The 12,095-nt window shown below is 35.0% G+C and carries 13 protein-coding genes and 2 pseudogenes; 9 read left to right on the forward strand and 6 right to left on the reverse strand.

Annotation, left to right across the window (positions count from 1 at the left end; translation table 11 throughout):
• Together FGQ66_RS13990 and FGQ66_RS13995 are read right to left on the reverse strand one after the other, a co-directional pair.
• Window positions 1-330, reverse strand: a pseudogene (locus FGQ66_RS13990) (helix-turn-helix domain-containing protein); the annotation flags it as partial.
• Window positions 331-445: 115 nt separating this feature from the next.
• Window positions 446-1,534 carry a hypothetical protein gene (locus FGQ66_RS13995; RefSeq protein WP_002342409.1) on the reverse strand — a complete coding sequence of 363 codons (1,089 nt, stop codon included), beginning with the start codon at window positions 1,532-1,534 and terminating at the stop codon, window positions 446-448.
• Between the two features lie 162 nt (window positions 1,535-1,696).
• Between FGQ66_RS13995 and FGQ66_RS14000 the strand changes: the two genes are divergently transcribed.
• The 8 genes from FGQ66_RS14000 to hxlB all read left to right on the forward strand — a co-directional run bounded on the left by FGQ66_RS14000 (window position 1,697) and on the right by hxlB (window position 9,162).
• Window positions 1,697-2,887, forward strand: a complete 1,191-nt coding sequence (locus FGQ66_RS14000; protein WP_138302620.1) for an IS256 family transposase — start codon at window positions 1,697-1,699, stop codon at window positions 2,885-2,887.
• Between the two features lie 436 nt (window positions 2,888-3,323).
• Complete coding sequence (locus tag FGQ66_RS14005; protein ID WP_138302621.1) at window positions 3,324-5,270, forward strand: BglG family transcription antiterminator; 1,947 nt, start codon at window positions 3,324-3,326, stop codon at window positions 5,268-5,270.
• A 2-nt stretch (window positions 5,271-5,272) separates the two neighbouring features.
• A complete protein-coding gene (locus FGQ66_RS14010) occupies window positions 5,273-5,728 on the forward strand; it encodes a PTS sugar transporter subunit IIA (protein ID WP_002300835.1) in 456 nt (151 codons plus the stop codon).
• 13 nt (window positions 5,729-5,741) lie between these two features.
• On the forward strand, window positions 5,742-7,070 hold the full coding sequence (locus FGQ66_RS14015; RefSeq protein WP_002300836.1) for a PTS galactitol transporter subunit IIC: 1,329 nt from the start codon (window positions 5,742-5,744) through the stop codon (window positions 7,068-7,070).
• Between the two features lie 33 nt (window positions 7,071-7,103).
• Complete coding sequence (locus FGQ66_RS14020; RefSeq protein WP_002300838.1) at window positions 7,104-7,388, forward strand: PTS sugar transporter subunit IIB; 285 nt, start codon at window positions 7,104-7,106, stop codon at window positions 7,386-7,388.
• 1 nt (window position 7,389) lies between these two features.
• On the forward strand, window positions 7,390-7,905 hold the full coding sequence (locus FGQ66_RS14025) for a YjbQ family protein (protein WP_002300840.1): 516 nt from the start codon (window positions 7,390-7,392) through the stop codon (window positions 7,903-7,905).
• Between the two features lie 15 nt (window positions 7,906-7,920).
• Window positions 7,921-8,583 carry a ribulose-phosphate 3-epimerase gene (gene rpe / locus FGQ66_RS14030; RefSeq protein WP_138302622.1) on the forward strand — a complete coding sequence of 221 codons (663 nt, stop codon included), beginning with the start codon at window positions 7,921-7,923 and terminating at the stop codon, window positions 8,581-8,583.
• Window positions 8,584-8,589: 6 nt separating this feature from the next.
• Complete coding sequence (gene hxlB / locus FGQ66_RS14035; protein WP_002300842.1) at window positions 8,590-9,162, forward strand: 6-phospho-3-hexuloisomerase; 573 nt, start codon at window positions 8,590-8,592, stop codon at window positions 9,160-9,162.
• 186 nt (window positions 9,163-9,348) lie between these two features.
• On the opposite strand, the gene tnpC is transcribed toward hxlB, so the two are convergent.
• The 4 genes from tnpC to FGQ66_RS14055 all read right to left on the reverse strand — a co-directional run bounded on the left by tnpC (window position 9,349) and on the right by FGQ66_RS14055 (window position 11,463).
• On the reverse strand, window positions 9,349-10,869 hold the full coding sequence (gene tnpC / locus FGQ66_RS14040) for an IS66 family transposase (RefSeq protein ID WP_138302623.1): 1,521 nt from the start codon (window positions 10,867-10,869) through the stop codon (window positions 9,349-9,351).
• A 95-nt stretch (window positions 10,870-10,964) separates the two neighbouring features.
• Window positions 10,965-11,090 (reverse strand): hypothetical protein, encoded by a 126-nt coding sequence (locus FGQ66_RS15605; protein WP_002300844.1) that lies wholly within the window; start codon window positions 11,088-11,090, stop codon window positions 10,965-10,967.
• A gap of 21 nt (window positions 11,091-11,111) precedes the next feature.
• Window positions 11,112-11,297 carry an IS66 family insertion sequence element accessory protein TnpB gene (gene tnpB / locus FGQ66_RS14050; RefSeq protein WP_002305884.1) on the reverse strand — a complete coding sequence of 62 codons (186 nt, stop codon included), beginning with the start codon at window positions 11,295-11,297 and terminating at the stop codon, window positions 11,112-11,114.
• Window positions 11,281-11,463: a hypothetical protein gene (locus tag FGQ66_RS14055; RefSeq protein WP_002300846.1), complete on the reverse strand. Its 183-nt coding sequence runs from the start codon at window positions 11,461-11,463 to the stop codon at window positions 11,281-11,283. Before FGQ66_RS14055 ends, tnpB begins: the two co-directional genes overlap by 17 nt.
• 240 nt (window positions 11,464-11,703) lie before the next feature.
• On the opposite strand from FGQ66_RS14055, the pseudogene FGQ66_RS14060 reads away from it, so the two are divergent.
• Window positions 11,704-11,922: pseudogene (locus FGQ66_RS14060) on the forward strand (IS256 family transposase); the annotation flags it as partial.
• Between the last annotated feature and the right edge of the window lie 173 nt (window positions 11,923-12,095).

Genomic DNA, 12,095 nt, shown 5'->3' on the forward strand with positions numbered 1-12,095 from the left:
ACGATAAAGTGTTCTCATACCGCATGAAACAGGCCTTTCTTTTCGCCCGATAATGACGTCAGGCGTCCAACCAAGAGTGACTTTCTCTTTAATGTAATCTACTTCATGAGCAGGTAATTGAATGACTTTTCTACCACATTTTTTCTTATTTTCTTTATACTGGTGCCAATAATCAAGAGCAGTCTTACCTTGCTTGAACTTATTGACTACATTATAAATAGTTTGTATAGCACGTCCCATTCGGTTAGCGATTTCAACCGGCTTATTATGTTGAAGATAATATGATTCTATCATTGTCAGTTCGTCTATGGTAAGATGTTTGTAGGTCATTTATGGTTACACTCCTTTGTTTTCTTTCGTCGGAAATACAATTTGAGTGTACCATAAATGCCTTTTTATTTTTCTAACTTAATTTTACAATTCGCGTTTATTAAATTCTTCAATGTTATTCTGCTTGAACTTGACCAGAATTACTTACAAAATATTTATACACTTGATCAGTTCCATCGGCCATATAATAAAAATAATAGCCATCTGCTGTAGTTTCAGTTCCAGCATCAGTCGCATTAGGTCTACCTAACTCATTGTGTTTAGCTATTGCAAGTTGCGCAGCTTCTAACTCTGAAATAGATGCTTGATTAGGTGCAGAGGCACTATTATTTGCTGCTTCATTTGGCACAGTTTTAAAATAATCATCTTGGATAATTTCACCATTATTATTCACTGTAATGATGTTCCAAGTGATACCTTCTGGCCCTCCGTGTAGTTGATAATGAAAAGTAAATGAGCCGTCAGAATTTTGTTGCCCATTTTCAAACGCACCTGCACCGCCCGATTGCGGAAGTTTTTGTCCCAGATATTGAGCAGCTTCTTCAATAGAATTTAATAAATGAGTTTGTACTACTTGTAGTTCTTCAGAAGCATTCTCTTGCAAAGTAGTTACCTCACTACTTTCTGTTGTAGGTTCTGTTGATTTAGCCTCTTGATTATCAATTTTTATTTTTTCTAGTTGATTTTTATATGTTGTAATTGTATCGTCAATTTTTTTAATTAATGAATCGAGTTCTGCTTTACTATATATATCAGTACTCTCTTTTTGCATCCATTTTTTGAGTTCATCTAGCGTAGTGATCTTTTTAGAAAGATCTTTTTCAGTTGATTCTTCAAGATTATCCAATGTATTCTCTTTTAAATCTTTATCGTCTTGTTCTTTAAAATTCGTTTGGATCTTCTTCATGGAGTCTGTATAGATCTTAGTGATTTTCTCCTCTTTCTTATCTAACTTAGAGTAAGTATTAGCTTCAGTAACAAATTTTTTGTACTCCGATAATTTTTTATCTTTGTCTTTTTCAGCTAAAATTGTTTCTACGTTTTTTTCTATTTTTTTCGTTTTGCTTTTTACCACTTCAGCAGCTTTTGATTCTGATGCTGCAGTTTTACTTTTATCTGTTTTAGTTGAACAACCTGCGAAAATAAAAATAAACCCTATCACAACAATCATAAATAACTTTGTTTTCCAATTCTTTGAGTACATATGCTTTCTCCCAATTATTTTTTTATTTAATTATAACATCCCTCACTAAAAATGATAGCGTAAAATATTTTGTGTAAATAGATATTTAGGGTAGAAAAAAAGAAAGTCCATTCTGTAAAATTAAAGTTACCACAACACATTCACAGAAAAGAGGACTTCCATATGAACGATTTTACTACAGAAATTCTAAAGACTCTAGCGAACAAAGGCGATTTGAATGAATTATTCCGTGTCCATTTGGAAAAAGCTGTCAATACGCTTCTCAAAACGGAGTTAACGGCTTTCCTCGATTATGAAAAGTACGATCGCATTGGTTTTAACACGGGTAATTCTCGTAACGGCTCCTATGACCGTACGGTCAAGACCGAGTACGGGGAACTTCATCTCCAGATCCCGCGCGACCGCAAAGGCGAGTTCAAGCAACAGACTGTTCCTGCTTATAGACGGACGAATGATACGTTAGAGGAGACCGTCATTCACCTCTTCCGAAAAGGTATTACCATGTCGGAAATCGCAGACTTGATTGAGAAAATGTATGGGCATCACTACACGCCCCAAACCATGTCCAATATGACTAAATCATTTACGGAAGAAGTCACTTCATTTAAGGAACGTGAGCTTCATGGCCGTTATGCCGCTATTTATATGGACGCAACCTATATCCCTTTAAAGCGGAAAACCGTCGCCAAGGAAGCCATTCATATCGCAGTTGGCATTCGCCCGGACGGATCAAAGGAAGTATTGAGCTATGCGATTGCACCAACTGAATCGATCACGATTTGGGAAGAGATTTTAATAGACCTCCAGGAACGTGGCGTGAAAAACGTCCTCCTTTTCATCACGGATGGCTTAAAGGGGATGGCAGGGGCCGTGCAGCGGTTCTACCCCAAAGCCCGTTTTCAACATTGCTGTGTGCACGTTTCCCGTAATATCAGTCACAAAGTGCGTGTCGATGATCGTAAGGAAGTCTGTGATGATTTTAAAATGGTGTATCAAGCGTCATCTAAAAAGGCGGCATTGGAAGCACGTGGTGCTTTTGCGGAAAAATGGAAAACCAGCTATCCAAAAATGGTGGAATCGATCCTTTCGAACGATTACCTGCTCACTTTCTATGATTTCCCATTAGCCATACGCAAGAGTATTTACTCTACGAACTTGATTGAATTCTTTAATAAGCAAATCAAGAAATACAGCCACCGCAAGGAACAGTTCCAAAATGAAGAGTCGATGGAACGTTTCTTAGTCTCGTCTTTTGATACTTACAACCAAAAATTCCTAGGTCGCAGTCATAAAGGTTTCCAACAGGCCGAAGGCGAGCTCGAACAAATGCTGAGTCAACCGATGGAGAATTAGAAACAATCTACAGTAGGGAAGAACCATTTACACAAAATATTTTACACTCTCATTTTGATAAGTAGAAATGGTAAAAACATTGTATAGCATTTTACACAGGAGTCTGGACTTGACTTGTTCATAGATGAGCATTTGTAATTAAGTTATATTATAATAAAAAAATACGAATTTTAGTGACGCCATTATATTGTTTTTATTTTTCAATTGTAATATTTCATATTACTTCCATAATAAGGAGTATTTTCTATTGGAATATCTTAGCTCTTTTAAGGATTTCTCCTTTTTTGTTTCTCATTTTTTAAGATTATTTGGATTTCCTTTACAACAAACTTCCACAAGTATTATTGACATAGATGTAATTGAGGGAAGGGGGTTCCAGTGCTAGAATAAATAATGAAAAGAGGTAACAAATGCTAGCGTTAAGAGGTGAACAAGTTTGATTGAAAGACATGTAAATTTATTAAAATTATTAAGTCGACAAGAAGACTTTAAACCCGCTTCTTTTTTTAGTGATAAATTGGCAGTGTCGACCAAGACCATTTATCAAGATATTGAATTGTTGGAAGATTATGTAGTTAATTACCAAGTAACAATTGAGCGATTACCTTCTTTGGGTATCAAACTCATAGGTGATAGGAAAAACGTTGAACATTTGATTTCATCGGTAGAAAATTATCTTGAAAAAGATATTTATTCTCCAGAAAAAAGACGTGTCGAGATCATTAAAGAAGTTTTGTTTGGTGATAAGCCTGTTTCTTTAACTCATTTGTCTCAAAGTTTTATGGTTAGTAAAACATCGTTATACAATGACCTGAGAATTATCAATAAAATTATTGGCAGTGGAGAAGTTAAGTTGCAGTCATCTGCAGAAGGAATTAGTTTTACTGGTAATGAACAAGCAATTCAACGAGCAATCAAGCAACTTGTATTCTATTATGCGAATGACATGGAATCAAAAACATTTTTTCAAGTTTTAAATATGTTGTTTGATTCAAAAGTTATTAGTGTCATTCATGATTTGCTATTCAATGATTACAGTGAACTGACTGAAAAGGTTTCTGATTACTATGTTCGGTCATTGATTTCTACTTTAGTTATCCAATGTAACCGTTTACTGAAAGGTCATCATTTAACTGTTGAAGAAGAATTCCTCTTCAATAGCATTCGCTATATGGAAACGTACATTGTGGCAAATGGTTTAATTGAAGAATTGAAGGCAAAATTGAATCTTCCATTTTATGACGCAGATAAAGAATATCTATGTCGTCAACTATTTGCACATCGTGTGACAAATAATTTAAAAACCAGCAATGAAGAGTACGCTATGAGCGTTCATAAATTGATTGAAAGAATGAGTGAGATTGAAAAAATTGATTTGACTCAAAATGATCGATTATATCAATCCTTATTGTATCATGTGCCAGCAATGGTCCTTCGTTTAAAAAAAGGTATTAAAATTCAAAATCCGTTATTAGAAAATATCAAATCTCAATATTCAGAACTCTTTAGCATAGTATGGTACGCCATGTCCATCCTTGAAGAAGAATTTGATGTGACTTTAACGGACGATGAAGTTTCCTTAATTTTGATTCATTTTCAGATTGCTATTGAAGATCAGTCCAAAGCAAATAATATTATCATTATTTGCCAATACGGTATTTCTTCTGCGCAATTAATTTACAATAAAGTTCGACGGTTTTTACCAGCAAAAGATAATATAGAAATATCAACTTTAGATAAGTTTCATTTAGCTGAAATTGGGGAAGTTGATTTGATTATTTCCTCTCTTTCCTTTGATGCAGGTGGTATACCCTTAGTAAGGGTATCTCCATTGGTAAGTAAAACAGATTATATGAATATTATGGAAGCTTATACTAAATATTTAATAGAAGAACCTTCGCGATTTATTCAAAATGAACTGATTCCTAAAGCGGTTAAAGTTCCCACCATATCTAAATTTGTTCAATCATCTTTAGTAAAAACAGGAGTACAGGTGGAAAGCAAAGAAGAATGTTTGGATTTGATGATTTCCGAACTAGAAGCCAATTCATTAGTTACTGAAGAGTTTCGTGCTTCTATCTTCTCTAGAGAGAAAATGGGGAATACTAATTTAGAAAGTGGTGTTGCTTTACCGCATGCGAATCCATCAATGGTCATTGAATCCAACATTTTTATTGTAGCATTAAAAAATGCGATTAATTGGGGCGATCGAAAAGTCAAATTAGTCATTATGGTTAGTTTAGCTGAAGAAGATGTATCTGAGATTAGAGGAGTATATGAAGAACTTTACCAATTTATTGGGCAAAAAGAAATGGTCGATCGCTTGTTACAAGTTCATGATAGCGAAAAATTACTAAGAATTTTTCAACAAAAAGGAGAATAAAAATGTATCTAGATAAAGAATTATGTTTATTTCAATTAGAAGTGAAAGATCAAAAAGAATTGTTTCAAGTAATGTCTGAACAATTAAAAAACGCTGGTTGCGTGAAAGATAGTTTCTTAGAAGGTATCACCAACCGTGAACAAGAATTTCCAACTGGATTAGAAGTAAATCAAATTGGGTTTGCTATCCCACATACAGATTCCGCACATGTAAATAGCTCTCAAATCTGTTTTGCCTCATTAAAGGAACCACTGGTATTTTCAGATATGACAGATAAATCTCATGAAATACCTGTACGTTTAGTCTTTATGTTGGCAATGTCACAACCTCATGAACAAATTGATACACTACAAAACTTAGTTAGCCTATTTCAAAATGAAGAAAAAGTAAATGAATTACTTGCATGTACCACGAAAGAAGCATTTATTGAGTTAGTACATTCTGCAGGAGTTTATTAGGAGGAATAGAGAGATGGATATTGTATTAAATGCCTTTGAATGGTTTATTGGATTAGGGTCAAACGTCTTTTTACCACTGATTATTTTTGTAATCGGGATATTATTTGGATTAAAACCTGGTAAAGCATTTGTTTCCGGCGTTACTGTTGGTATCGGTTCTATTGGTTTAGGATTAGTTTTAAGTTTATTATCAGATGGTTTAGGAACAGCAATTCAACAAATGGGGGAACAATACGGTGGTGGCCTGAATATCCTAGATATTGGCGTAGGTGTTGGTGGACCTTTGGCTTACTCTACATCATTGGGAATTTTAATGATTCCAATTTCATTAATTCTTAACTTCATATTTGTGGTTTTGGGTTGGACAAAAACATTGAATGTTGATATTTGGAACTTTTGGTTCGCAATTTTCCTAGGTATGATTACTCAATCTGTTACGGGAAACTTTTGGTTTGGCTTAATTGGCGCGATTGTCGCAGTAATTTTACAATGGTTCTTAGCAGATCGTACACAAAAAACTGTTAGCGAATTTTTCGGCTATCCAGGAATCTCTATCACACATATGATGGGATTATCAGGAGTACTATTTGCCAAACCAGTAAATTGGGTTTTTGATCGTATTCCTGGATTTAATAAAATAGATGCAGATGCAGAAACATTAACAAAACGTTTCGGTGTTTTAGGTGACACAGTTGTTATTGGCCTAATTATCGGTATTGTAGTGGGTATTATGGCAGGCTATGACGTAGCAGGAATTGGAAACTTAGGAATTATGACTGCGGCAGTGATGAAGATTATGCCTAAAATGGTAGCAATGTTTATGGAAGGTTTAATGCCAATTGCAGAAGCGGCGAAAGAATTTACGAATAAAAAGTTAAATGGTCGCCAAGTAAACATTGGAATGGATGCAGCGTTAACTGTGGGTCATCCAACTATTATGTCAACTTCTCTATTGCTTGTACCAATCTCATTATTGCTAGCACTAATTCTTCCAGGAAATAAAGTATTACCTTTTGGAGATTTAGCATTCTTTGCTTTCGCCATCTGTTTAATGATTCCTTATTTTAAAGGAAATATTGTGAGATCATTAGTAGGATGTTCGTTGTATGTTGTTACAACATTATATATGGCAACATGGTTGGCACCAATTATCACTGATGTGTTTACATTAGCAAGTTTCGATGTGGGGACAGCAGGATTAGTAACTATGTTGTTATGTGGATTATGGCCAGTAGGGTTGTTTGTTTTATTAGCATCTTACTTTGGTGTAATTGGAATAGGTGGATTAGGAGTTGTTTTAGTAGGTGCTTCTATCTACATGAACAAAGTGAAGAAAGCTTAATCATAAAATTAAAATAAGAAAGAAGAGATCAATATGAAAAAATTATTAGTTATTTGTGGAGCAGGTCATGCTACTTCTACAATTGCAGTAGCAAAATTATCAAAATGGTTGGAAGAAGAAGGATTAACAGATCAAGTGAAAATTTATCAATCTAAAATTGCTGATGAGCTAAATAAAATTGATGAATATGATGCTGTAGTAAGTACAACAATTGTCCCTGATGTAATTAAAGCTAAAGTAACGAATGGCTTGGGCTTATTAACAGGTATTGGTACAGATGCCATTTATGCAGATGTAAAAGAAAGATTAGGTGTTTAATATGCGTTTTCATCATGACACTTTGACTATTGAAACAGTTTCAGGGCGTCCTTCGTATCATGATATTCGAAAAGAACTTTTAGATACAGTTGATACAGCAGGTATTGAGAATGGAATGTTAGTAATTTCGAGCCCGCATACAACTTGCTCACTCTTTTTTGAAGAAACGATGCATGACACAAACTTTTTTGGTGATGATTATTTACATGTAGACATCAACAATGTAATGGAAACGATTATTCCAAAAATGACGAGTGAAAATCAATACAACAGTCCGGGGCCAAAACACATTGATTTTGGAACAAGATTATCTGATCCCAATTACCCTGCAGAAAAATGGGTCATGCTAAATACCGATGCACATTTACGTTCATCTATTTATGGAACCAACTCAATGACTTTAATTGTTCAAGAAGGTAAACTTTTATTAGGAGAAATGGGCCGTGTCTATTTTGTCGATTGGGATCAACTAAGAGAGCGAACTAGAACAATCAATCTCATGATTATGGGAGAATAAACGGGGGAATAGAGAATGACAATTGCTCCATCATTGTTAAATGCACCTATCGCAGAAGTTAAAGAGTTATTTGGAATCTTAAAAGAAAAGAATGTTGATTATTTGCATATTGATGTAATGGATGGCTGTTTTGTACCAGATATGGCTTTTGGACCAAGTGTTATTAAAGATATTCGTCCACTAACAGACGTTGTGTTTGATGTTCATTTGATGATTGATACACCAGAAAAAATTGTCACAAGATTTGTAGAAGCAGGAGCAGATATTGTTACCTTCCACATTGAAGCTACCAAACACGCAATGAAGGTCATTCAGTTAGTCAAGGAAGCAGGAGCAAAAGTAGGGATTACTTTTAATCCTGCAACACCAGTCAGTTTTATTGAACCAGTATTATCTTTAGTCGATCAAGTATTAGTAATGACAATCAATCCAGGAACAGAGAATAAGCATTTTATTCAAGAGACAGTAGTTAAAATCGAACAGTTAGATGTAATACGCAAACAAAATGATTATACGTATGATATTGAAGTAGATGGCAAGATTGATAATCAAACGATTAAAGTTTGTTCTAAAGCAGGGGCGGATATTTTTGTATCAGGCGGTTTCATCTTCAATGGGAAAAATACCCCGCAAGAACAAATTGATAAACTAAATCAATCATTAGAGGAAGTGAAGTAAAAGATCATGACCAATAAAGACCAAAATAAAAACTATTTAGAAGCGATTATCTTAGAATTACAAAATAACTCAAAACGTATTAATTCTGTAGAGTTAGAACAATTTAGTGAGAAAATTGTTCAAGCTAAACACATCTTTCTAGCTGGTGCAGGACGCTCTGGAATTGCCATGCAAGCATTTACGAATCGCTTAATGCATTTAGGTTTTTCAGTCAGCCTTGTCGGTGAAATTAGTTCACCACATTCGCAACCTGGAGATTTATTAATTATCTGTTCTGGCTCAGGTGAAACAGGTAGTTTAAAAAATTTAGCGGCCAAAGCAAATCAAAGTGGTGTAAGCATTGCTTTAGTTACCATGAAAAAAGACTCGTCGATTGGTCAATTAGCAGATTCTGTTCTTGTATTACCAGGTATTACCAAAGATGAAAATCAACGAGAAGAAGATACTTTTTCACAACCTATGGGTTCAAGTTTTGAACAATTAGCATTTCTCACCTTTGATAGTTTAGTGTTATCTTTAATGGATAAAACAGGTGAAAGCTCAGAAACGATGTTTGCTCGACATGCAGATTTTGAGTAGTAGATTTTAAAGATAAAAAACCATTCTCTAAATGCTAATTATTCAGCAAATATGAGAATGGTTTTTTTATTTGATTAGACATAACTTAATAATTCAGTAGTTTTGAGCGTAAGCGTGTCATAGAATGGTACCTAAACACAAATAGCCCGATTTGATACACTCAAATCAGGTTATTTGTGGCTTATATTATTTACAGATTTCTTGTATCTGCTGATTCCATGGCAAATAAGCGCGTAGCGCTTCAGGTGTCATCGAAGACAGATTGGGAATCTCTGTAAAAAGATGATTTAAATATTTGCGGATGTTTAACCCATTCGCAACAGCTGTCTGGATAATACTCAATATAATTCCATTTGATCTAGCGCCTTTTAAGCTTTTAGAAAATAGCCAGTTTTTTCGACCGATCACTAACTCTTTGATGGCACGCTCTGCTCGGTTATTTGAAAGTTCCAAGCGTCCATCAAGCAACACAATCTGAAGTCCGTCTTTATGATTGACTGCGTATTGAACCGCCTTTCCAAGCTGCGATTTTGGCAAATAAGCAAAACTCTCACACCAATGAAAAAATTCAGTCATCACAGGCTGCAACGTTTCCTTCCTCGCTACAAACCTTTCTTCTGCGCTAAGCTTATTAAAGGTCCGTTCGATTCGAAACATCTTGTCACAGAAGTCTAATCCTATTTTGGCATGACTTTTTGGGGACGGTTGTTTACCCAATGCTTCAAAAAACTTTCTGCGAACATGCGCCCAACAATAAACATTGTTTACCGGCAGCTTTCCATAGGCCGCGTAACCATCAGTATGCAAGAAACCGCTAAATGATTCTAAAAAACTTTTGGGCTCATCAACGGAACGCGAATTTGCGTGCTCGTAGAGCACAACTTGTTTTTCTTCGCTTTTACCTGAAGCATATAACCAGTAAAAGGTCTTTTCTTTATGAGTATTCAATACCCGATAGCTTGTCTCATCCGCGTGTAAGACCTCCTGATTGCTTAATTCTTGATGAAGGCAATTGTAGATTGGCTCTAAAACCATTTCACTTACCTTGATATGCCAATTAGTGATTTTTTTACGATCAAGAGGGAAACCAAGTGCATGCCATTCTTTTTCTTGTCGATATGCCGGCACCTTTTTAACAAATTTTTCCCAAATACTCTGTGTCACAATTGAAGAGGAACCTAGACTATTATTGATCAACGGTTTAGGAACAGGCGCTTTTTTGATTTTTGTTTCTCCTAATGCTTCACATTCTCTGCAATGATAGGCATGTTGGTAGATGACTTGTTTTTCTATATGGGCAGGAACATACAATGGCTCTTCTCTAAGCCTTGTCGCACCGATATCATGTAAAGTATGACCACAGTCTTCACACAAACAATCGGCACCTTTTAATTCATAATGAATAGGAACTTCAGGCAGACCTTCTAATGAAAGTGCTTTGAGTCCCTTGCGTTTTCTGCGTTTAAAAGAAGATACCGTAATGGGTTCCTGGCTTTCTTGTCCAGTGTGCTCTGGTTCATTAAAAGTTGAGTCGTCTAATAAATCGATTTGCCCATCTACGGGTGGTGTTTCTTTTTTTCGTCCAAACAAGCGTCGATTCATTTCAGCAATTTGTTCTCTAAGAAGAGTATTTTCCTGTTGCTGGATTTCAAGCAACTGTGTTAATTGCTTGATTTGTACAAGAAGTTCAGATTCCAATTTTGTCATTTTTACACCACCATTCTAGCGATTTTCTTACATCTATTATACCATTTTATGACAACGAAAAACAGACAAAATCCTTGATTTAACAAGGTTTTCGTCTAATATATCGCACCTTTTTTCGTTTCTTTTAGCGTACATTTTTCTTCGATTGAAAGGCCAGTCAGTAAGACTTCTTTTCTGGAACGCGGCCATTGAAGGTACCCACTTTCAAATCTTTTGTACATTAATACAAATCCATTTTGATCCTAGTAAAGAGCCTTGAAGCGATCTTTCTTCGTACCGCAAAATAAGAAAAGCGCTTGATCGTAAACATCAAGGTCATATTCTTCTATAACGAAAGCTGCTAGTCCATCAATTCCTTTTCGAAGATCTGTTTTTCCACAAACGATAAAAATATGTTTCAATGCAGTTGCATCAATGAGCATTGGCATTCAACTCTTTTAACAAGGTATACAAAAGATATTTATCCATTCCATTATAAATAAATATTTCCTTATCTTCCGATTTGATTCTGCAAGCTAGTTTTGGCTTGGTGTCAATTTGCGATTTTTGAGCCGCACTTGAAAATTGAACTGGTACAATATCTTTTTTATTCATTCGTTTTTCTCCTTCTATATTTGATAGTTTAATTATAGAAGAAAGATAATCGGCGTACGAGATACTATCCTATGACACGCTTACATTTAATTTAATATTTTGCCTCAAATTAGCCACACTTTTTATAGAACTAAGAGGAAAAATGAAGTTTTCTTCCTATTAATATAGTTGTTTGAAATCTTAAATATAGCGTTTTACGATGTAATGGGAAGTATGGTGAATAAATCAACTATGTTCGTACGAAGCATTTACTCAACTAATTTAATCGAATCTTTCAATAAACAAATCAAGAAATACAGCCACCGCAAGGAACAGTTCCAAAATGAAGAGTCGATGGAACGTTTCTTAGTCTCGTCTTTTGATACTTACAACCAAAAATTCCTAGGTCGCAGTCATAAAGGTTTCCAACAGGCCGAAGGCGAGCTCGAACAAATGCTGAGTCAACCGATGGAGAATTAGAAACAATCTACAGTAGGGAAGAACCATTGACACAAAATTATTGACGCTCCCAATTAAAAGTGTCAAAATAATGATGAAATCATTTAGTTCTTATAAATATTATTTGTCAAATTAAGCGAGACAAAACTTTCCATTTACGTAACTCAAAAAAACTTCTAATGGTGTTTGGTAAT

This window comes from Enterococcus sp. BSD2780061688st2 D3 (assembly GCF_005844145.1).
Taxonomy (GTDB): domain Bacteria; phylum Bacillota; class Bacilli; order Lactobacillales; family Enterococcaceae; genus Enterococcus_B; species Enterococcus_B durans.

Bases quoted from the DNA above. Each gene is read 5' to 3' on its own strand.
- FGQ66_RS15605 (WP_002300844.1), bottom strand. From the start codon at position 11,090: ATGTACAAAAGATTTGAAAGTGGGTACCTTCAATGGCCGCGTTCCAGA.
- FGQ66_RS14015 (WP_002300836.1), top strand. From the start codon at position 5,742: ATGGATATTGTATTAAATGCCTTTGAATGGTTTATTGGATTAGGGTCA.
- FGQ66_RS13995 (WP_002342409.1), bottom strand. From the start codon at position 1,534: ATGTACTCAAAGAATTGGAAAACAAAGTTATTTATGATTGTTGTGATA.
- tnpB (WP_002305884.1), bottom strand. From the start codon at position 11,297: ATGCCAATGCTCATTGATGCAACTGCATTGAAACATATTTTTATCGTT.
- FGQ66_RS14000 (WP_138302620.1), top strand. From the start codon at position 1,697: ATGAACGATTTTACTACAGAAATTCTAAAGACTCTAGCGAACAAAGGC.
- rpe (WP_138302622.1), top strand. From the start codon at position 7,921: ATGACAATTGCTCCATCATTGTTAAATGCACCTATCGCAGAAGTTAAA.
- FGQ66_RS14025 (WP_002300840.1), top strand. From the start codon at position 7,390: ATGCGTTTTCATCATGACACTTTGACTATTGAAACAGTTTCAGGGCGT.
- hxlB (WP_002300842.1), top strand. From the start codon at position 8,590: ATGACCAATAAAGACCAAAATAAAAACTATTTAGAAGCGATTATCTTA.
- FGQ66_RS14055 (WP_002300846.1), bottom strand. From the start codon at position 11,463: ATGAATAAAAAAGATATTGTACCAGTTCAATTTTCAAGTGCGGCTCAA.
- FGQ66_RS14020 (WP_002300838.1), top strand. From the start codon at position 7,104: ATGAAAAAATTATTAGTTATTTGTGGAGCAGGTCATGCTACTTCTACA.
- FGQ66_RS14010 (WP_002300835.1), top strand. From the start codon at position 5,273: ATGTATCTAGATAAAGAATTATGTTTATTTCAATTAGAAGTGAAAGAT.
- tnpC (WP_138302623.1), bottom strand. From the start codon at position 10,869: ATGACAAAATTGGAATCTGAACTTCTTGTACAAATCAAGCAATTAACA.